This window comes from Leifsonia sp. NPDC058248 (assembly GCF_042881905.1).
Classification (GTDB): domain Bacteria; phylum Actinomycetota; class Actinomycetes; order Actinomycetales; family Microbacteriaceae; genus Leifsonia.
In genome coordinates this window covers 87,876-108,751 of sequence record NZ_JBHVXB010000008.1, presented here as the reverse complement: position 1 = coordinate 108,751, position 20,876 = coordinate 87,876, and the positions used below count along the sequence as shown (strand labels likewise).

Genomic DNA, 20,876 nt, shown 5'->3' with positions numbered 1-20,876 from the left:
GCTCGGACACGGCCGGGTTTCCCGGAGCGGCGCCTGACAGACTGGGGCCATGATCATCCTGGCCGCCACCCCGATCGGCAACCTCAAAGACGCCTCGCTGCGGCTGATCGACGTCCTGGGCGAGGCCGCCGTCGTCGCCGCCGAGGACACCCGCGTCACCCACCGTCTGCTCGCCGGGCTCGGCATCGCCAATCGTCCCCGGCTCATCGCCTTGCACGACCACAACGAGCGCGACAAGGCCGCCGAACTCGTCGAGCTCGCACGCGACCAGGATGTCGTGCTCCTGTCGGACGCCGGCATGCCCACCGTGTCCGATCCCGGCTTCCACCTCGTCGAGGCCGCCGCAGCCGCCGGCGTCACCGTCACCGCCCTGCCCGGCCCCAGCGCCGTCATCACCGCGCTCGCCGTGTCGGGCCTGCCCACCGACCGTTTCACCTTCGAAGGCTTCCTCCCTCGCAAGCACGGTGAGCGGATGCACACCCTCCGGGACCTTTCCGGCGAACGCCGCACCATGGTCTTCTTCGAGTCCCCCAACCGGCTCGCTGCCTCGCTCGTCGATGTCGCCGCTGCGCTCGGCGACGACCGCCGGGTCGTCGTGTGCCGCGAGCTCACCAAGATGTTCGAAGAGGTCAAGCGGGGTACCGCATCCGAGCTCGCCGCCTGGGCCGCCGAGGGGGTCCGCGGTGAGATCGCCGTCGTCATCGAGGGCGCACCGGAACGTGTCGTCGACCTCGAGACGGGCGTGGCCCAGGTGCTGGCTTTGGTCGCCGACGGTGCGCGACTCAAGGAGGCGGCCGGCGAAGTGGCCGAAGCCACCGGTCTGGGCAAGCGCGACCTGTACCAGGCGGCGCTCGACCGTCGCTGAGGTGCCGGCCCGTCGAGGGTGAGTGTTCCGGCGCGGCGCGCTAGTGCGTGTCGCGTCTGTCTGTGGCCGCTGAGGTGGCTGTGCGGGTTGGGCGCGCTCGGGTTTACCGCCCCCTATGACGCCCGGCGTTGGGGTGGGGCTGCTGTCCTTTCCGGGAGGTGGATGCGGCCGCCGGGGCGGGGTGTTCGGTGGGGGTCGATGTGGGCGGGTGGGGTGAAGTGGGGGGTGCCGTTGGTGAGGTGGATGTCCCAGTGGTCGGCGTGGACCCGGTGGTGGTGGTGGCTGCACAAGAGGATTCCGTTGCTGAGGTCGGTGGGGCCGGTGTGGGCGTCCCACCAGCGGATGTGGTGGGCTTCGGTGTAGCTGGGTGGGTGCGGGCAGCCGGGGAAGGCGCAGCCGCCGTCGCGTTCGGCGAGGGCGAGTTTTTGGGTGGGGGTGAACAGGCGGCGGGCGCGGCCGAGGTCGAGGATCTCGCTGGGGCCGGCGAGGACGGCGGGGATGAGCTGGGCGTCGACGGCCAGGCGGCGGGCGGTGCGGGCACTGATCGGGGTGCGGATGCCGTCGATCTCACCGGTGCCGGTGCCGGTTCGCAGGGTGTCGAGACTGATCCGGACGATCATCGTCACCGGCGGTTTCCCGGTGCCGGCCGGTGTCGTGCAGGCGGCGGCATGCCGGAACACGTCGGTCGCCGCATCCGAACGGAACTGCGCCAGGCTCCGCGACTCCGGAACATCACCAGTGCCAGTCTCATCATCGAGATCCGGTGTGTTCGGGCGGAACCGCACGGCCCGCAACTCGTGGCCGACGACCGCATCGATCGCGGTGACCACGAAACCGGCCGACTCCGGATCCAGAAACCAGTCGAGATGGGTCATGCCATCGGTGGTGGTGGAGATGGTGAGGGAGCGTCTGCGCCGTTGCCGGTCCTCGCGCGGCTCGACCCCATCCTGATCCAACCGGTCCCGCACCTGCCCGGCCAGCACCCGCACGTCCTCGACGGTCAGGCCGGGAGCATGCTCGACCAGCGTCTTCTCACCCAGCGCCAGCGCCTCCCGCGAACACGACGGGGCAGCCTTGTCCAGCTCCCGCACGATCACCGCCGCCTGATCCACACTCACCCGAGACGGAGCGGCGAAGCCGTGATCCCCGTCGGAGGAGGCAGGGATGAGCGCCTCGGCAAGGAGCGGGTAACGCGCCGGCAGGGATTCGCCGAGGAGACTCCGCTGGGTGCTGGTGCTCGCGCCCACTCGGCAGAGCTGCCGAGCCGCCGGGAGTGCTATGCGCCACCGCTCGGCCAGGAGGGCGGGCGGGCTCGCATGGCCGCTCCGCCTGACCGGGTTCTCGTCGTCAGGAGCAGCCGAGCGGCGCACCAGCTCGCCGGCGATCCGCACCTTTGCCGCGTCCAGCACCGATTGCAGGTCGCCGAGCGAGGTCACCGCCAGCAGCAGCTCGTCGCGCCCGAACCGTCCCGGAGACGCGAACGTCGCCCCGACCTTCGCCGCGAACTCCGCAGCGACCTTCGCCGCGAACTCCGCGCCGAAGCCCGCAACATCCTCTGCGAGGAGATCGCGTAACTCGGGCGCCGGGCTGGTCGACATGTACCCATCGAATCATGAACCACTGACATCGGGTGTCCCGGATACGGGCCCTGATCAGCCATTTACCTGTGGATAACCGGCGCCGACCGCATCCTGTGGAGGAGGCCCCGCGACCCGCGCATCCACAAGCCGCCTCGCCGCCCGGTCCGACAGGCCGCGACCGCCGGTAACACACCAGAGCACCTGTTCGCGCGCCCGTAGGATAGACAGCATGTCCGACGGCTCTTCGTTCTACATCACCACGCCGATCTTCTACGTGAACGATGTCCCGCACATCGGGCACGCGTACACAGAGGTCGCCGCGGATGTGCTGGCGCGCTGGCACCGTCAGTCGGGTGACGACACCTGGCTGCTGACGGGAACCGACGAGCACGGCCAGAAGATCCTGCGCACGGCCACCGCGAACGGCACGACCCCCAAGGAGTGGGCCGACCGTCTGGTCACCACCGAGTGGCTGCCGCTGCTGAAGACCATCGACATCTCCAACGACGACTTCATCCGCACGACCGACGAGCGCCACGAGAAGAACGTCCAGCTGTTCCTGCAGAAGCTCTACGACGACGGTTACATCTATGCCGGCGAGTACGAGGCGCTCTACTGTGTGGGCTGCGAGGAGTTCAAGCCGCAGAGCGAGATCCTCGACGGCACAGGGGAGTACGAGGGCCAGAAGGTCTGCGCGATCCACTCGAAGCCGCTCGAGCTGCTGCAGGAGAAGAACTACTTCTTCCGCATGAGCCAGTTCGCCGACAAGCTCCTCTCTCTCTACGAGGAGCGTCCCGAGTTCGTGCAGCCCGAGTCGGCCCGCAACGAGGTCGTCTCGTTCGTGCGCCAGGGCCTCTCCGACCTGTCGATCTCGCGCTCCAGCTTCGACTGGGGCATCAAGGTGCCGTGGGACCCCTCGCACGTCGTCTACGTGTGGTTCGACGCTCTGCTCAACTACGTCACGGCGGTCGGCTACGGACAGGACGAAGCGACCTTCGACCGCCGTTGGCCGGCGACGCACATCGTCGGCAAAGACATCCTGCGGTTCCACGCGGTGATCTGGCCGGCGATGCTGATGGCGGCCGGCGTCGACGTCCCGCACCGGGTGTTCGGCCACGGCTGGCTGCTCGTCGGCGGCGAGAAGATGTCCAAGTCGAAGCTCACCGGCATCGCGCCGACGCAGATCACGGACACGTTCGGCTCGGACGCGTTCCGGTACTACTTCATGCGCGCGATCAGCTTCGGTCAGGACGGCTCGTTCAGCTGGGAGGACCTGGCGGCCCGCTACCAGGCGGAGCTCGCGAACGGCTTCGGCAACCTCGCGTCACGCGTGATCGCCATGGTCACCCGCTACTTCGAGGGCGTCGTGCCCCCGGCGTCCACGTACTTCGACGCCGACTTCGCCGTTCAGGACACGATCGCGAAGGCCACCTCGGCGGCCGACGCGGCGATCGAGAAGCTCGCCATCCACGACGCCCTGACGGCGATCTGGACGATCGTCGACGAGCTCAACGGGTACATCACGGCGCAGGAGCCCTGGTCGCTCGCCAAGGACGAGACGCAGCGCGAGCGGCTGAGCACGGTGCTCTACACGGCGTCCGAGGGACTGCGCTCGCTCGCGGTGCTGCTCTCGCCGTTCATCCCGGCGGCGACCCTCAAGCTCTGGGTGGCGCTCGGGGCCGAAGACGAACTGGGCGGACTCGACGAGCAGCCCATCCGTTCCGCGGGCGTCTGGGGCCAGCTCCCGGCAGGCACGACGGTGAACGGGCTGGAGGCCCTCTTCCCGCGCATCGATGCGGACGCGGTGCCGGGCGCATGACCGATCCGGCGTTCATCCGCCAGCGTCACGTCACCAACGGACGCGACCTGGCGTATCCGCCGCTTCCGGAGGCGCTCGTCGTGCCGGTCTACGACAACCACACCCACCTGGAGATCTCCGACGGCGACGACCCGCTCGACTACCGGGAGCAGCTCGACCGGGCATCCAGCGTCGGAGTGCGCGGGGTCGTTCAGGTCGGAAACGACGTCGAGACGTCACGATGGTCCGCCGAGATGGCGGCGATCGAGCCCCGGATGCTCGCAGCGGTCGCGCTCCACCCCAATGACGCCCCGGATTACGCCGAACGCGGGGAGCTCGACGACGCGCTGGCGGTGATCGCCGAGCTCGCCGGACGGCCGCGCGTGCGTGCGGTCGGCGAGACCGGCCTCGACTTCTTCCGCACCGCGGCCGGTCCGCGGCGTGACGCGCAGTTCCGCTCGTTCGAGGCGCACATCGAGATCGCCAAGCAGAACGATCTCGCCCTGCAGATCCACGACCGCGACGCTCACGCCGACGTCGTGGCCACCCTGAAGCGGGTGGGCGCCCCGGAGCGCACCGTGTTCCACTGCTTCTCGGGCGATGTCGAACTGGCCGAGATCTGCGCCGAGAACGGCTGGTACATGTCGTTCGCCGGCAACGTCACGTTCAAGAACGCGCACAACCTGCGGGACGCCCTCGAGTCGGCCCCGCGCGCACTGCTGCTGGTCGAGACCGATGCGCCGTTCCTCACGCCGATGCCGTACCGCGGCCGGCCGAACGCGCCGTACCTGCTGCCGCACACTCTGCGGGCGATGGCCGACACTCTCGGGACCGACGCCTCGACGCTGGCCGCTCAGATCGGCTCCAACACCGAGCTCGTCTACGGACGCTGGGACGCCGAGCCCGTGGCGGCGCCGCCGACGACGCCGATCGGGTCGATCGCGTGACCGAGCTCCGCCTGCTCGGGCCGGCCGAGATCCGCGACCTCGCGCAGCTGCTCGACGTCACACCCACCAAGAAGCTCGGCCAGAACTTCGTCATCGACGGCAACACCGTGCGGCGCATCGTGCGGGTCGCCGGCGTGCAGCCGGGCGACGTCGTGGTCGAGGTCGGCCCCGGCCTGGGCTCGCTCACGCTCGGCCTGCTCGAAGCGGACGCGACGGTGATCGCCGTCGAGATCGACCGCCGCCTGGCCGCGCAACTGCCGCAGACCGTCGCCGTGACGGCTCCCGAGGTGGCCGATCGTCTCACGGTGATCCACCAGGACGCGCTCACCATCGAGACGCTTCCCCAGTCGCCGACCCGCCTGGTCGCGAACCTCCCGTACAACGTGTCGGTGCCGGTGCTGCTGCACTTCCTCGAGCATTTCGACAGCATCCGGTCGGGCGTGGTCATGGTGCAGGCCGAGGTCGGCTTCCGGGTGGCCGCCGAGCCGGGGTCCAAGGTCTACGGGTCGCCGAGCGTGAAAGCCGCCTGGTACGGCTCGTGGCGCACGGCCGGCAACGTGAGCCGCCAGGTCTTCTGGCCGGTCCCGAACGTCGACTCCGTGCTGATCGCGTTCGAGCGTCACGAGAACGTGCCGGGCGACGAGGAACTTCGCCGCCGCACGTTCGCGCTGGTGGACGCCGCGTTCCAGCAGCGCCGGAAGATGCTGCGGCAGGCGCTCGCGCCGGTTTACGGCGACTCGGCCACCGCATCCGCCGCCCTGGAGGCCGCCGGACTCGCCCCCACTCAACGCGGGGAACAGCTCGGCATCGCCGACTTCGTCGCGCTTGCGCGGGTGGAGTAGACGGTCGCCCTTCCGCCTGTAGGTTGGAAGCATGAACTCGTCGGCGGCTGAGATGGTGCACGTCAGAGCACCGGGCAAGATCAACGTGTTCATGCGGGTGGGCGCCGTGATGGACGACGGATACCACGATGTGGCCACCGCGTACCAGGCCGTCTCGCTCTACGAAGACGTACGCGCCTACCTCGCCGACGACTTCTCGGTCACGTTCAGCGGCTCCGTCGACACGTCGAGCCTCCCCACCGACGGCACCAACCTCGCGATCAAAGCGGCCCGGATGCTCGCGCGGAAGACCGGCTACACCGGCGGTGTGCGCCTGGAGATCGAGAAGCATGTTCCGATCGCAGGCGGCATGGGCGGGGGCTCGGCCGACGCGGCGGCGACGCTGGTGGCGTGCGATGCGCTCTGGGGCACCGAAGCATCGAAGGACGACCTGCATGCGCTCGCGGCCCGGCTCGGCGCCGACGTGCCGTTCGCGCTCGTCGGCGGCACCGCCATCGGAACGGGACGCGGCGACCGGTTGAGCCCGGCCCTCGCGACGGGACAGTTCCAGTGGGTGCTCGCGCTGCCCGACAGCGAGCTGAGTACGCCGATCGTGTACACCGAGCTCGACCGTCACCGTGAACGCCACCTGCACGACATCGCGCCGGCGCAGCTGAAGCCCAGCGTCGACACCTCCGTCCTCCAGGCGCTGCGCGCGGGCGACCCGCACATGCTCGCGGAGTCGCTCACCAACGACCTTCAGGCCCCTGCGATCCACCTCGCGCCGGAGATCGGCGAAGTGCTGGAGCTGGGCGAGATGAACGGCGCGCTGGCCGGGATGGTGTCGGGGTCGGGGCCGACCGTCGCTTTCCTGACGGCCGACCTCGACAGCGCCCTCGACCTGCAGATCGCGCTCAGTGCGGCACGGCTGACCGCCGTTCGGGCGACGGGGCCGGTGCACGGCGCTCGGATCATCGGCGATTGACGAGCGCGCTCCCCTCGGGTGCGGGATGCGGGTCCCACGAGGGTTTCCACCCGAGGATGCCCAGCTCACGGCTCGCATGCTGGGTTGAGACGATCCGTTGCGAGAGCCGTTTCCATGCGACCCGGGCGGGCACCCTGGGTGTGTCTCCAAACTAGCGACGCCGGGGCGGACGCTCACCATGGTGAGGTGAAAACCGTCAAGAGTTGACGGGATGCGCGGCGCCGGCGCACGGGCCCGGGTCGGGTCGGCGCTCGCGCCGGGCTCGGGTCAGCGACCGGGGCCGCTGCGGCGTCCGGTCACGTGCTGACCCTCGGGGTGCGGACGCGGGTCTCCCAGGTGCGGGAGGTCGGCACGCCGCGGCGCCGGCCGCCGGGCGCCGCGCTGCGTGCTGGTGAGCTTGCGCAGGTCGCGCCGCGAGGACAGCTCGAGCTTGGCCAGGATGTTGCGTACGTGGAAGTTGACCGTGGTCACCGAGACGTAGAGGCGCTCGGCGATCTCCTTGTTGGTCATCCCGGCGGCGAGGGCGTGGGCGACCTGCCGCTCGCGGGTGGTGAGCGGGGCGAACGGGTCGGGACGGTCGGCGTCGCTGCGGGCGCTGCCGTCGCTCTGCGCACTCGCCAGGTCTTCGAGCAGACGCGAGCAGCGATAGAGGTACCCGGCGGCGCCGAGCCGGCGGAACGTCTCCGAGGCCCGCTCGAGCAGTGTGCGCGCCTGCTCCGGATCGGCGCCCCGGGTCGCGAGCAGGCGGCCCGCGTCGAGCGCGGCGACAGCGTGAGGGAACGGGAAGCGGGCCGATCCCGGGTCGTCCAGCGAGCCGAGGTAGGCGGCGACCGCCTCGTCCGTACGCCGCTCCGCCTCGAGCACGCGTCCTTCGAGCCAGCCGAGAGTGCCGTAGTAGGGGCGCCACAGCCGCCGGGGGTCGGTGCAGGCCTCGAAGGCCGCGCGAGCATCCGGGGCACGACCCAGGGTCGCCAGCGCGTCGACGCGGTAGCTCATCCAGCCGAGAGTGGATGCGCCGGTCGCCTCCGCCTCGGCCGCTTCGGTGGCCGCGAGCTGGTCGTGGGTACGGCCGAGGGCTCGCGCCAGCTCGGCACGGGCGATGTGCGGGATGTCGCCATCGTAGGAGCCGGCGAATCCCGGCCGGGCACGCGACGCCGAGCCCAGACGCTCGTCGACCGCGGACGTCTCGCCGCGGCCCGCGCGCACCAGGGAGGAGACGGTGAGGGCGATCGGCCAGCCGGACAGGTCCGTCTCGTCGAGCGCCAGCGCGACGGAGGCGTCGGCGGCAGTCACCGACTCGTCCCACTCGCCGACCAGGAACAGCACATGCGCGTAGATGGTGCGCGCGAACCCGGCTGTCCAGCTCGACGGGAAACGCCGCACGAGCACGGCGGCGCGGGCGAGATCGTCGCGGGCGCGGCCGACGTCGCCGGAGAGGATGAAGACGCGGGCCCTCGTGACCAGGGAGTCGACGGCGGCCGGCGACTCGACGCCGTCGAGCAGGCCGTCGAGCTCGTGGATGAGCGGCCCGATGAGGTCGGCCCGGCGCATGTGGCCGGCCGCGATGAGCGTCCAGCCGAGCAGGCGGAGGAGGTCGTCCTCGGGCTGGGCGAGCCAGCGCAGGGCGGGGTCCGCGACCTCGGAGGGGTCGGCGGGCGCGGCAGCGATGTGGAGGCGCGCCCGGTCGAGGTACTCGACGGTGGCGCCGAAGTCGCGCGTGGCCATGAGGACCTTGGGGATGGCTTCGGCCACGTGGGCGCGGATGGCGCGCTCGTCCGGCGTGATCGCGGGAGCGGCATCCATGGCGAGCGCGAGGGAGAGAGCGCCGGGGATGTCGCCGGTGAGCGTCCGGAGCTCCAGGAGCACGGCATCCCGGGACGGCGAGGACGGCAGAGCCTCGATGGCGGGGGCGAGGTCGAAGATCCGCTCGTGCATCCGGGTGCGCATCGCCAGGAGGCCGATCTCGAGCAGGGCGCGGTGGTGCTCCGCGCCGGGAGCGGCGAGGTGCACGGCCGAGCGGGCGTAGCTCATCGCCTGATCGGCCTGGTGGCGATCGGCGGCGAGCCGGCTCGCGGCGAGCAGTTCTGTCACGAGCGTCGGGTCGGCGGTGTCGGCGGCCTCCACCCGGTGGCGGAGTGCGCGGTGCCCGGTGAGCACGCGGGAGGCGATCCGGTGGATCTCGACCCGTCGCTGCAGGGGGAGCTCGCCGGCGAGGGCGTCGCCGAGGATCGCGTGCGCGGGCTCGACCCACACGACGCCGTCGTGCTCGGAGGAGCGCACCAGACCGCGGGCGACGGCGCCATCCGGGTCGACGGGCGTGCCGAGGCGGGCGGCGATCGTGCCGAACAGGGGGAGGGGGAGCGGGTCGCGCAGCACGGCGACGATCTCGGCGGCGTTCCGCACCGACGGGTCCGCGCCCTCCAGAGCCGACGAGACGGCGGTGGCGAGAGGGGTGATCGCTGCGACGGGAAGGTCCCAGCCCGCCGGGTGCAGTGCGGAGGCGAGCGTCTCGCGCAGCTGCCCGAGCAGCACGCTCAGCAGCAGAGGGGAACCCTGCGTCGCCTCGGTGAGGCGGGTCGCCGTGCGGCGCGAGATGGCGTGACCGAGGATGTGCTCGGCGAGCTCCTGGGTGTCGGCGACGGTGAGCGGCGTGAGGTCGACGCGCGCATGGTTGACGGTGGTCGCCGCGATGTCGTCGAACAGGGACACGACGCTGTTCGGCACCGGGCGCGTCGCCGCGACGAAGAGGAAGCGGTGATCGGCGAGGCGCCGCACGACGAAGCGCAGCGTGCGCGCCGACGCCTCGTCCACCCACTGCGCGTCGTCGACGACGACGCACACCGGAGTGCTCGCGCTGTCGATCGCGTCGAGCAGCAGGCGTCCCACCGTGATCGGCTCGTCGTCGGGCTCGGGGAGCCGGATGCCCGCGCGGCTCGAGGAGTTCAGTCCGTTCAGCGCGTTCAGCCCGCGGACCAGCCGTTCGACGGTCGCATAGCTCAGGTCGGACTCGAACGAGTCGGCGTGCACGCGCAGCACGGTCCAGCCGTCGAGGCGTTCGGCGACATCCCCGAGGAGCGCGGTCTTGCCGAGGCCGGCCTCGCCGGTGACCAGCACGGCGCCGCCTTGGCCGAGGGCCCGGCGGGCGACGAGCAGCACGGTCTCACGGGCCGCGTCGCGTCCGAAGAGCGGGAGGGTCGACAGTGCCGCGGCGTTCTCGGTCACGTGGATTCCCCATCCTGATCGGCCGGGCGGACGCGCCGGATCGAACGCGAACCGATCGTTGCGAGTCTCCCATAACGGCGGAGCGCCGGGCAGCACCCGTCCAGGGGACGGCGGCCTCCGCGGGGCCTCGCGCCCAGGGGACCGCCGGGCTCAGCCGGTAGGCTGGAGACCCTCATGGCACACCTTCTCGGCGCTGAGTCGCTGCATCTCGAATTCCCGACCCGCGTCATCTTCGACAGCGTGACCGTCGGCATCAACGAGGGCGACCGCATCGGAGTCGTCGGGCGCAACGGCGACGGCAAGTCCACCCTCCTCTCGCTGCTGTCCGGCCGGCTCGAACCGGATTCCGGCCGCGTCACCCGGCGTCGTGGCGTGACGGTCGGGATGCTCGACCAGGGGGACGAACTCGACTCCGCCCTCACCGTCGGCGGGGCCATCGTGGGCGAGATCGACGAGCACGTGTGGGCGGGGGACGCGCGGGTGCGCGACGTGCTCGGCGGACTGGTCGCGGACATCCGGTGGGATGCGACGGTGGGCGAGCTCTCGGGCGGTCAGCGCCGGCGTGTGGCGCTCGCTGCGCTGCTCGTGCAGGACCACGACATCCTCTTCCTCGACGAGCCCACCAACCACCTCGACATCGAGGGCGTCGCCTGGCTCGCCGCCCACCTGAAGAGCCGCTGGCCCGCCTCGGCGGGCGGCCTGGTGGTCGTCACCCACGACCGGTGGTTCCTCGACGAGGTCTCCACGGCCACCTGGGAGGTGCACGACGAGCTGATCGAGCCCTTCGAGGGCGGCTATGCGGCGTACATCCTGCAGCGGGTGGAGCGCGACCGCATGTCGTCGGTCGCCGAGACCAAACGCCAGAACCTGATGCGCAAAGAGCTGGCCTGGCTGCGGCGCGGCGCTCCCGCCCGCACGTCGAAGCCCAAGTTCCGGATGGACGCTGCCGCCGAACTGATCGCGAACGAGCCGCCGCCGCGCAACCCGGTCGAGCTGAAGCAGATGGCCACGGCGCGCCTCGGAAAGGACGTCGTCGACCTGATCGACGCCTCCGTGGTGTTCCCCGTGGCCGGCGGCGAGGACGCCCCCACCCACAAGACGGTGCTGCGCGACGTGGAATGGCGGATCGCGCCGGGGGAGCGCACCGGCATCCTCGGTGTCAACGGCGCGGGCAAGTCGACGCTGCTCGCCCTCGTCGCGGGAACGCTCGAGCCCACCTCGGGCCGGGTCAAGCGCGGCAAGACGGTCAAGATCGCCAGCCTCACACAGCAGCTCTCCGAGCTCGACGACGTGCAGGACGACCGGGTCAGCGCGGTCATCGCAGGCAAGCGCACCACCTACCTCGCCGGCGGCAAAGAGATGACCCCGGGGCAGATGCTCGAGCGGCTCGGCTTCACGAACGCCCAGCTCTCGACCCCGGTCAAAGACCTCTCGGGCGGGCAGAAGCGGCGCCTTCAGCTCCTGCTGATCCTGCTCGACGAGCCGAACGTGCTCATCCTCGACGAGCCGACCAACGACCTCGACACCGACATGCTCGCGGCGATGGAAGACCTCCTCGACTCGTGGCCGGGCACCCTCATCGTCGTCTCGCACGACCGGTATCTGGTCGAGCGCGTGACGGACCAGCAGTACGCGGTGATGGATGCGGCCCTACGGCACCTGCCGGGCGGCGTCGACCAGTACCTGCAGCTGCGGCGGGCGCAAGGCTCGTCGGCGGAGGGCGGCGCTCCGGCGCTGGTCGGAGCCGGATCGGGGGGAACGGGCACTCCCGCTCTCGGTGGCGCCGCGCTCCGGAACGCGCAGAAGGAGGTCGCCTCGATCGACCGGCGCCTCGGCAAGCTCGCCGACCAGGTCGCCGCCGCCCACGAACGGCTCGCCGAGCACGACCAGAGCGACTACGTGGGCATCGGCACCATCACGGACACGCTCCGGGCTCTCGAAGACGAGATCGCCACGCTGGAGACCCGCTGGCTCGAACTGTCGGAGCAGTTGGAGGATTAGGGGCATGAGCACCCACGACGTGACCAACCAGCCGCCTCCGCGGGTCGACGTCGACGAGTTCGCCGCCGACATCCCCCTGCTCGAAGGCGTCGAACGGTACGACTCCGGCTGGGCGGTGCCGGAGCTCGGCCGGGTGGGCCGGCTGGTGGGCAGCGCCGAGTTCCAGCAGGACGCCGAGCGGGCATCCGTTCACGAGCCGGAACTGCGCGCCTTCGACCGCTGGGGGAACCGCATCGACGAGGTCGAGTACGACCCGTCGTACCACCGGATCCTCGGCGAGGCGGTGGCGGCGGGTGCGCACACGAGCGCGTGGGCCGAGCCGCGACCGGGCGCGAACGTCGCTCGCGCGGCGACCTTCATGCTGTTCGCCCAGATCGAGCCCGGGCACGCCTGCCCGATCTCGATGACGCATGCGGCGGTGCCGGCGCTCGCCGCCTCGCCGGAGCTCTCGGCCGAATGGCTGCCGCGCCTGCTGAGCCGCGAATACGACGGCCGGCTGCGAGCGGATAAGACGTCGGCACTCGTCGGGATGGCGATGACCGAGAAGCAGGGCGGCTCGGATGTGCGCGCCAACACCACGCGCGCCATCGCCTCGTCGGAGGGCCGCCACCTCCTGACCGGCCACAAATGGTTCTGCTCGGCGCCGATGTCCGACGCGTTCCTCGTGCTCGCGCAGACCGCGAGGGGGCTCAGCTGCTTCGTGGTGCCCCGGATGCTCGAAGACGGCACCCGCAACGTGTTCGCCCTCCAGCGGCTCAAAGACAAGCTCGGCAACCGCTCCAACGCGTCGAGCGAGGTGGAGTTCGACGACACCGTCGGCTACCTGCTGGGCGAGGAGGGCCGCGGAGTGCGCACCATCCTCGAGATGGTCGATCGCACGCGCCTGGACTGCATCCTGGGCAGCGCCGCCGGGATGCGCCAGTCGGTGGCGGAGGCGGCCTGGCACGTGCGCCACCGGGCGGCGTTCGGCTCCCGGCTGATCGACCAGCCGGCGATGACCGGCGTGATCGCCGACCTCGCGCTCGAATCGGAGGCAGCGACCGCCGTCTCGCTCCGGCTCGCGCGCGCCCACGACGACGACGCCCCGGATGCCGACCGCGCCTTTCGCCGGCTGGCCACCGCCGTCTCGAAGTACTGGGTGTGCAAACGCGGCCCCGGTCATGCGTACGAGGCGCTCGAATGTCTGGGCGGCAACGGGTACACCGAGGCGTTCCCGCTGGCGCGCCGCTACCGCGAGCAGCCCGTGATGGCGATCTGGGAGGGCTCCGGCAACGTCATCGCGCTCGACGTGCTGCGCGCGATCAGCCGCGAGCCGGCCAGCGCCGAGGCGTTCGACCTCGAACTCTCCGCGTCGCGCGGCATCCACCCGTTGTTCGACGAGCACCACGACCGGATGCGCGCGCGACTGCAGGAGGCCGCCGGACTCGACGAGGCCGACGCGGCCTCCCGCGTGCGCTCGCTCGTGGCCGGGCTGGCGGTGGCGTTGCAGGCCGCCCTGCTGCTGCGCACGGCGCCGGAGGCGGTCGGCCGCGGCTTCGTGGAGGCGCGGCTCGGCCCGTCCCGCGGGTCCCTCTACGGCGAGCTGCCGCGCGGCCTGGACCTCGCCGGGATCGTCGCCCGCGCGTAGCGGTGCACTGACTCGCCCGGCGGGCCGCACCTGAATTCAGGAGTCTCCGGCGTGCTGCGACCGCCGGCACCTGAATTCAGGAGCGGGCGGTCGCCAGACGTCGGATCGTCCTGAAAACAGGAACGCGGTGGCCGAACACCGTGCAGTTCGCGAGACTTCCGCCGCCGCCGGCGGCGACGCCGCGCCGCCTCAGGCGGCCGGTTCGACGTCCGCAGTGCCTGCCGCAGCGGCAGCCCCGGGCGAAGCAGCATCCCCGGGCGCGGCCTCGGCGCCGGACACCGCGCCGATCGCACGATAGAACTGCTCGACGGCCTTGCGGTTGTACGCGCGGTAGTCGAACGCGCTCGCCGGCACCTCGCCGCGCAGGAACGCCTCGAGCCCGGCGGCCACGCCTTCGTCGCTCTGCGGCACCACGAGGCCGGAGCCGGCGGGCAGCGCGTTCTTGGCCGAGGCGAACTCGACGGTCACGATCGGCAGACCGAGCACGAGCGCTTCGAGGATGACCATCGGCTGCCCCTCGTAGTCGCTGGAGAGCACGAAGCAGTCGGCGTGGGCCATGATCGCGTGCGGGTTGCGCTGCATGTCGGTGAGGAACACCGCGCCGTGCAGGCCGAGCCCGTCGATCAGCCCCTGCAGGTCGTCGGCGAGCGGACCGGATCCGACGATCACGAGGCGGGTGGCCGGATGCTCGGCGTGGACACCCGCGAAGGCGCGGATCAGCCTCGCCTGGTTCTTCTCGGGGGAGAGCCTGCCCACGGTCACGAACGTGGTGACGTCGTCGTCTCCGAGGAGCGCCTGCGCCCAGTCGGGCACCTCGCCGGTCTCCTCGTCGAAGCTGGCCTCGTGCAGGTCGGCCTGGGCGTTCTCGAGGATGTGCTCGGCGTCGACGGTGTTGAGGGCCGAGATGAACTTGCCGGGGTCGGCGTATTCGGCGAGCCCCTCGCGGTTGATCTCCGACAGGGTGGGCGAGACGGAGACCAGGTGGTCGTACTGCCGGTAGAGGGTGAAGATCTGGGTCAGGCTGTGCAGCATCTTCTTCTCGCCGCCGACCTCGCGGTGAGCATCCGACGCCAAGTCGTTGTGCAGCCAGATCGAGCGCGTCGCGTCGGGCGAGTGCAGCATCAGGGTCGCCCAGAACGGGCCGTAGCCCGAGAAGTCGACCACGTAGTCGAAGCGGCTGTCGCCGAAGCAGCGGGTCCACTCGTCGTCCCAGAGCCTGTTCTGCGACGGGATGGTGTTGTGCTCGGCGATGCGGCCCCGCCGGAAGTCGAGGTGGCGGGCGAGATGGCGCAGCTTGGCGCCGTTCATGCCGCCGACGCGCGGGAACTGCCGCACCTCGGGGTTGATCTGCGACTGCTTGGCGATGGTCGCGGCCGAGCGGCTCTGCGCGAAGAACGCGGAGACGTCGTACCGGTCGTGATCGAGGTTGTTGAGCAGGTTCAGCGCCGACGTGGTGATGCCGTTGGGTCGCATGCCGCCGAGATACAGCAGGATCGACTCGCGGCCGTCGTCCGCGAGTCCGGTGCGCAGACGGTAGCCCTCGCGTACCCCGCGGAAGACGATGTCGACGATGCGCTTCGACACCTGGCCGTCGTCGTACGGAGTGAACCGCTGCTGCATGGCGCGGTAGCGGTCGCTGGACTCGGCGGGCAGGGCATCCCCGTTCTCGGCGATGGCGGCGAGCTCGTCGCCGATCTCGCGCGCGGACATGCGCACGGGCCCGGGCCATTCGTCGGGTTCGAAGTACAGCCCGCGCGTTCCGGCGTAGTCGGCCAGATCGGGGGTGAAGAACAGGATGGGCCGGCCTGTCTGAAGGAAGTCGAAGAAGATGCTCGAGTAGTCGGTGATGAGGGCGTCGGTCACGCCGAGCACGACGTTGGTGGGGATCTCGTTCGGGACGAGCATCCGCGCGAGCTCCGGCCGGTGCACGGCGAGGGCGTGCACCGTCTGGTGGGTCTTCAGCAGCACGACGTAGCGGCTGGTGTCGATACGCTCCTCGATGGCGGCGACCTGCTCGAGGATGTCGTCGATGTCGTCGGTGGGACGGCCGAAGGACGCGCCCTTCCAGGTGGGGGCGTACAGGATGACCTTGCGGTCGCCGAGCGGGATGCCCGCCTCGACGAGACGCCGGCGGGCCGTCTCGCGTCCTGCGTCGTCGAGGAACTGACGGTCGATCCGCGGGTAGCCCTCCTCGACGACCGTGCCGCGGTAGACGCCGGCGAGCTTGTACCCGGTCTCGTACATCTGGTCGGCCATGAACGCGTTTGCGGCGAGCAGGTAGTCGGCGGCGACGAAGTTGCGCACGATGTTCGCGGTGGCGAGCGCGCCGCCCTCGATGTCGTAGCCCATGCGCTTGAGCGGGGTGCCGTGCCAGGTGTTGAGGTAGACCTGGCCGGCCCGCTTGCTGAAGTCGGGCGGGAAAGTGGCGTTGTTGACCAGGTACTGGCTGGTCGCGAGCGCGCGGTAGTAGGCGGTCGAGCCGTACCGGACGAACGACACGCGCGGGTCGTCGGCGAACTCGTCCACGGCGGCTTTGTACTGCTGCAGGTCGGAGAGCGCCCAGATGTGCGTCAGATGCGCGAGGTCGGGGGCCGCCAGCAACTCGCGGAAGAGCGCCTCGGGGTTGTCGAGCATCCCGTTGCCGGAGAACGACTCGTAGAAGACGGACCCGACCACCAGGGGCTGCCGGCGCCAGTACGCGTGGATCTCGAAGCGGGCGGCGCGCTTGACCCTGGAGGGGATGCGTTTCAGGCGGGAGAGTCTCATCACCGGCGATTTTATGTGAGCGGGATAACGGACACCTGTGAGCCTCTTCTGCGGTCGCCCGGCGCGCGCCGTCCGGTCGGGGTCAGGACTCCTCGTCGAAGCCGAGCGACAGCTTGCGCAGCAGCCCGGACAGACGCTCCTGCTCGGTGGGCGAGAGCGAGGCGAGCAGGTCGGACTCGGCGTCGACCAGGCGGGTGATCGCCGCATCCACGCGGGTGAGGCCCTGGGCCGTCATCTGCACCAGGATGCCGCGCCCGTCGTTCGGGTCGGTGCGGCGCTCGACGAGGCCGCGCGAGACGAGCCGGTCGATGCGGTTGGTCATGGTGCCGCTGGAGACGAGGGTCTGCTGCAGGAGGGCTTTGGGGCTCAGCTGGTACGGCGCGCCGGCGCGGCGGAGGGCGGCGAGCACGTCGAACTCCCACGACTCCAGGTCGGAGCGCTCGAAGGCCGTGCGGCGGGCGCGGTCGAGGTGCCGCGCCAGACGGGCGACGCGCGAGAGCACCTGCAGGGGTGAGAAGTCGAGGTCGGGGCGCTCGCGCAACCACGCGTCCACGATGCGGTCGACCTCGTCGCGTGCGTCGGGCATCCGGGCGTCTGGCATCCTCCCATGCTATTTCGTCGGGAGGTCGGAGGATGGTCTGGCAAACTGTCATGTGCGCCGGATGCCCGTCCGCGTGGTCCGCCTTGGTGTAATGGCAGCACGACAGCCTTTGGAGCTGTTAGGTCCAGGTTCGAGTCCTGGAGGCGGAGCGAACCTGTTTTCGATCCCGGGAGAACCATGACCGACCAGAATCTCGCCATCGTCGTGCTCGCGGCGGGTCAGGGCACACGGATGAAATCCGCCACCCCGAAGCTGCTCCACCCTCTCGGAGGGATGCCGATCGTCGGGCACGTGCTCGCAACGGCGAAGGAGCTCGACGCGGCGCATGTCGTCTCGGTGGTCCGCTACGAGCGCGACCGTCTGGCGGAGGTCATCGCAGCCGACATGCCGGAGAGCCTGATCGTCGACCAGGACGAGGTGCCGGGCACCGGGCGAGCGGTGGAGCTGGCCGTGGCCGCCCTGCCGGCCGACTTCGCCGGCGACGTGCTGGTGGTCAACGGCGATGTCCCCCTGCTCGACGCGGCCACCCTGCGCGAGCTCATCGCGCGGCACCGCGCCGGTTCCGCGGCGGCGACCATCCTCTCGTCGTTCCCCGCCGATGCGACCGGCTACGGCCGCATCGTCCGCACCGAGAGCGGCCACCTCGACCGCATCGTCGAGCACAAGGACGCGACGGAGGCCGAGCGCGGGATCGGAGAGATCAATGCCGGCATCTACCTCTTCGGCCTCTCGCAGCTGCGCGACCAGCTCGCGGCGCTCACCACCGACAACGCACAGGGCGAGAAGTACCTCACCGACGTGATCGGGCTGCTGCGCCAGGCCGGCTTCGACGTGGATGCCCTGCCGGTGGCCGAGTCGTGGCTGGTCGAGGGCATCAACGACCGCGCACAGCTGAGCGACGCGGCGGCCAAGCTGAACGCGCTGCTGGTGCGCACCTGGCAGCTCGCGGGTGTGACCGTGCAGGATCCCGGCACGACCTGGATCGATGTGAAGGCCAAGCTCGCGCCCGATGTGACGCTGCTGCCCGGCACCCAGATCCGGGGTGCGACGCTGATCGAGTCGGGGGCGGTGGTCGGTCCGGACACGACGCTGCTCGACTGCGAGGTCGGCGCAGGCGCGACCGTCAAGCGCACGGATGCGACGCTCTCGGTGATCGGCGCCGGCGCCACGGTCGGACCGTTCGCCTACCTGAGGCCGGGGACGGTGCTCGGCGCGGACGGCAAGATCGGCACCTTCGTCGAGACGAAGAACGCGACGATCGGGGCCGGCACGAAGCTCGCCCACTTCAACTACGTGGGAGACGCCGAGGTCGGGGAGAAGTCCAACCTGGGCGCCGGTGTCATCACGGCCAACTACGACGGCGTGAACAAGCACCGCACCGAGATCGGCTCCCATGTGCGGGTCAGCACGAACACCGTGTTCGTCGCGCCCGTTAGGATGGGAGACGGAGCGTACACCGGAGCCGGTACCGTCGTCCGCAAGGACATCCCGGCGGGAGCGCTCGCCCTCACGGTGGCTCCGCAACGCAATATCGAAGGTTGGGTCGCGCAGAAGCGACCGGGCACCGACGCCGCCAAAGCTGCGGAAGAGAGCGGAGAGTAAGTGTCAGGGATCACCACCACCTCGCATAAACGACTTGTTCTGATCTCGGGGCGTGCGCATCCCGAACTCGCTGAGCAGATCGCCGAGCATCTCGGAAGCGAGCTCGTTCCCACCGATTCCCGCACCTTCGCCAACGGCGAGATCTATGCGCGCTTCGATGAGAGCGTCCGAGGCTCGGATGCGTTCGTCATCCAGTCGCACACGTCGCCGATCAACGAGTGGCTCATGGAGCAGCTGATCATGGTGGATGCCCTCAAGCGGGCCTCCGCCAAGCGCATCACCGTCGTGGCGCCGTTCTACCCCTACGCCCGGCAAGACAAGAAGGGCCGAGGCCGCGAGCCGATCTCCGCCCGCCTCGTCGCCGACCTGTTCAAGGCCGCCGGCGCCGACCGCATCATGTCGGTCGACCTCCACGCCGCGCAGATCCAGGGCTTCTTCGACGGACCCGTCGACCACCTCTTCGCCATGCCGGTGCTGCTCGAGCACATGCGCAACGAGCTCGACGCGAGCACCCTCACGGTGGTCTCGCCCGACATGGGCCGCGTGCGGGTCGCCGACATCTGGAGCGACAAGCTCGGGGTGCCTCTGGCGATCATCCACAAGCGCCGCGACCCGCTGGTGCCCAACCAGGTGTCGGTGCACGAGATCGTCGGCGACGTCCGCGGACGTGTCTGCCTGCTGGTCGACGACCTGATCGACACGGGCCGCACGATCGTCAAGGCCGCCGAAGCGCTCAAGGCGGCCGGCGCCCTCGGCGTCGTCGTGGCTGCGACGCACGCCGTCTTCAGCGACCCGGCCGTCGAACTGCTGCAGAGCGATTTCATCGACTCGGTGGTCGTCACCGACACCCTTCCGCTCCCCGAGCACAAGCGCTTCGAGAAGCTGACGATCCTCCCGATCGCCCCGCTGCTCGCCAACGCGATCCAGCAGGTCTTCACCGACGGCTCGGTCACCTCGATGTTCGACGGAGCGGCGTAGGCACGACGGAGCAGCCCGAGAGCGTGACGGACGACCGGGCGGCTCTCGCGCCCGTCTACGCCGACATCGTCCTCGACAACCTCACGCGGTCGTTCCCGTATGCGGCGCATCACGTCGCGATCGACGAACCGGATGCGCGCGCGACGCCGCGGGAGCTGCATCCGGCGTTCTCCACCTCGTTCGACTGGCACTCCTGCGTGCACATGCACTGGCTGGGCGTCTCGTTGCTCGAGTTCGGGCTCGATCCGGCGCGGGATGCAGCACTGCGCCTCGAGCTCGGCCGAACGCTCATCGCCGGGAACATCACGGTCGAGGTCGCCTACCTGCGCGCGAACCCGGGCTGGGAGCGACCGTACGGCTGGGCGTGGCTCGCGCGCCTTGCGGCGGTCTGCGCGAACTCGGCGGACCCGGAGGTTCGTCGCTGGGGCGCGGCGCTCGATCCGGCCCTCGACGCTGTCACCGACCTGCTCGGAGCGTGGGTGCCGGTGACGGACTGGCCGGTGCGCCACGGCGTCCACACGAACGCGGCCTTCGGGCTCGCGCTGCTGCTGGACGCGTTCCGCAGCACCGGTCGTGCCGAAGCCGCCGCCGTCTGCGAAGAGGCCGCCCGACGCTGGTTCGCGGCGGACGCGGGCTGGCCGCACGCCTGGGAGCGGAGCGGGCAGGACTTCCTCTCCGCCGGCCTCACCGAGGCCGACCTGATGCGGCGCGTGCTCGACGGCGCCGCGTTCACGGACTGGTTCGGGGCGTTCCTGCCCGGCCTGGAGCCGGGGTCGACGGTGCTCACTCCGGCGGACGTCGTCGACGCGACGGACGGCTACCAGGTGCACCTCCACGGGCTGAACCTGTCGCGCGCGGCTCAGCTCGCGCGCATCGGCGCTGCGCTCCACGGGTCGCCGGCCGGCGGTCTGCTCGCGGATGCTCGGGGCCGGCTGCTCGACGCGGGACTCGACGCCGCGATCGCGCGGGAGTTCATGTCGTCCCACTGGCTGGCGTCGTTCGCGTGGGACGCGCTCACGGCGACCTCCGCCGCCTCCTCGGCCACCGCTTCTGCAGCCGAGTGACGCTCGGGGGAGTGGTCTC

Annotated in this window: 14 protein-coding genes and 1 tRNA gene; 11 read left to right on the top strand and 4 right to left on the bottom strand. The window is 70.7% G+C overall.

The window, feature by feature from the left end; genetic code table 11:
* Positions 1–49 precede the first annotated feature (49 nt).
* The gene (gene rsmI / locus ACFVV5_RS14335) at positions 50–865 is read left to right on the top strand and encodes a 16S rRNA (cytidine(1402)-2'-O)-methyltransferase (RefSeq protein WP_387245269.1); all 816 of its coding nucleotides are present in this window, start codon (positions 50–52) and stop codon (positions 863–865) included.
* 113 nt (positions 866–978) lie between these two features.
* On the opposite strand, the gene ACFVV5_RS14330 is transcribed toward rsmI, so the two are convergent.
* Entirely contained in the window at positions 979–2,463 is a 1,485-nt protein-coding gene (locus tag ACFVV5_RS14330) for a DUF222 domain-containing protein (protein WP_387245266.1), read from the bottom strand.
* Between the two features lie 211 nt (positions 2,464–2,674).
* On the opposite strand from ACFVV5_RS14330, the gene metG reads away from it, so the two are divergent.
* Genes metG through ACFVV5_RS14310 form a run of 4 tightly spaced genes read left to right on the top strand, consistent with a single transcriptional unit; the run spans position 2,675 to position 6,996 of the window.
* Positions 2,675–4,264 (top strand): methionine--tRNA ligase, encoded by a 1,590-nt coding sequence (gene metG / locus ACFVV5_RS14325; RefSeq protein WP_387245263.1) that lies wholly within the window; start codon positions 2,675–2,677, stop codon positions 4,262–4,264.
* Positions 4,261–5,190 (top strand): TatD family hydrolase, encoded by a 930-nt coding sequence (locus ACFVV5_RS14320; RefSeq protein ID WP_387245260.1) that lies wholly within the window; start codon positions 4,261–4,263, stop codon positions 5,188–5,190. The genes metG and ACFVV5_RS14320 overlap by 4 nt, the downstream gene beginning before the upstream one ends.
* Positions 5,187–6,032: a 16S rRNA (adenine(1518)-N(6)/adenine(1519)-N(6))-dimethyltransferase RsmA gene (rsmA, locus tag ACFVV5_RS14315; protein ID WP_387245257.1), complete on the top strand. Its 846-nt coding sequence runs from the start codon at positions 5,187–5,189 to the stop codon at positions 6,030–6,032. The genes ACFVV5_RS14320 and rsmA overlap by 4 nt, the downstream gene beginning before the upstream one ends.
* 31 nt (positions 6,033–6,063) lie before the next feature.
* Positions 6,064–6,996: a 4-(cytidine 5'-diphospho)-2-C-methyl-D-erythritol kinase gene (locus ACFVV5_RS14310; protein WP_387245254.1), complete on the top strand. Its 933-nt coding sequence runs from the start codon at positions 6,064–6,066 to the stop codon at positions 6,994–6,996.
* Between the two features lie 267 nt (positions 6,997–7,263).
* Here the strand turns inward: ACFVV5_RS14310 and ACFVV5_RS14305 are convergent, their stop codons facing one another.
* Positions 7,264–10,218: an AAA family ATPase gene (locus ACFVV5_RS14305; protein ID WP_387245251.1), complete on the bottom strand. Its 2,955-nt coding sequence runs from the start codon at positions 10,216–10,218 to the stop codon at positions 7,264–7,266.
* Between the two features lie 174 nt (positions 10,219–10,392).
* On the opposite strand from ACFVV5_RS14305, the gene ACFVV5_RS14300 reads away from it, so the two are divergent.
* Together ACFVV5_RS14300 and ACFVV5_RS14295 are read left to right on the top strand one after the other, a co-directional pair.
* Positions 10,393–12,219 (top strand): ABC-F family ATP-binding cassette domain-containing protein, encoded by a 1,827-nt coding sequence (locus tag ACFVV5_RS14300; RefSeq protein ID WP_387245248.1) that lies wholly within the window; start codon positions 10,393–10,395, stop codon positions 12,217–12,219.
* 4 nt (positions 12,220–12,223) lie between these two features.
* Positions 12,224–13,846, top strand: a complete 1,623-nt coding sequence (locus ACFVV5_RS14295; protein WP_387245245.1) for an acyl-CoA dehydrogenase family protein — start codon at positions 12,224–12,226, stop codon at positions 13,844–13,846.
* A gap of 189 nt (positions 13,847–14,035) precedes the next feature.
* Here ACFVV5_RS14295 and ACFVV5_RS14290 read toward each other — a convergent pair whose 3' ends face one another.
* Both ACFVV5_RS14290 and ACFVV5_RS14285 read right to left on the bottom strand, forming a co-directional pair.
* A complete protein-coding gene (locus ACFVV5_RS14290) occupies positions 14,036–16,612 on the bottom strand; it encodes a CDP-glycerol glycerophosphotransferase family protein (protein WP_387245242.1) in 2,577 nt (858 codons plus the stop codon).
* 82 nt (positions 16,613–16,694) lie between these two features.
* Positions 16,695–17,198: a MarR family winged helix-turn-helix transcriptional regulator gene (locus tag ACFVV5_RS14285; RefSeq protein WP_387245515.1), complete on the bottom strand. Its 504-nt coding sequence runs from the start codon at positions 17,196–17,198 to the stop codon at positions 16,695–16,697.
* A 92-nt stretch (positions 17,199–17,290) separates the two neighbouring features.
* Here ACFVV5_RS14285 and ACFVV5_RS14280 point away from each other — a divergent pair.
* The 4 genes from ACFVV5_RS14280 (at position 17,291) to ACFVV5_RS14265 (ending at position 20,857) form a co-directional block, all read left to right on the top strand.
* Positions 17,291–17,362, top strand: a tRNA-Gln gene (locus ACFVV5_RS14280).
* A gap of 28 nt (positions 17,363–17,390) precedes the next feature.
* Positions 17,391–18,815 (top strand): bifunctional UDP-N-acetylglucosamine diphosphorylase/glucosamine-1-phosphate N-acetyltransferase GlmU, encoded by a 1,425-nt coding sequence (glmU, locus tag ACFVV5_RS14275; RefSeq protein ID WP_387245240.1) that lies wholly within the window; start codon positions 17,391–17,393, stop codon positions 18,813–18,815.
* Positions 18,816–19,793, top strand: coding sequence for a ribose-phosphate diphosphokinase (locus ACFVV5_RS14270; RefSeq protein ID WP_387245237.1), 978 nt, complete (start codon positions 18,816–18,818; stop codon positions 19,791–19,793).
* 23 nt (positions 19,794–19,816) lie between these two features.
* Positions 19,817–20,857 carry a DUF2891 family protein gene (locus ACFVV5_RS14265; protein ID WP_387245234.1) on the top strand — a complete coding sequence of 347 codons (1,041 nt, stop codon included), beginning with the start codon at positions 19,817–19,819 and terminating at the stop codon, positions 20,855–20,857.
* The last annotated feature ends 19 nt before the right edge of the window (positions 20,858–20,876 follow it).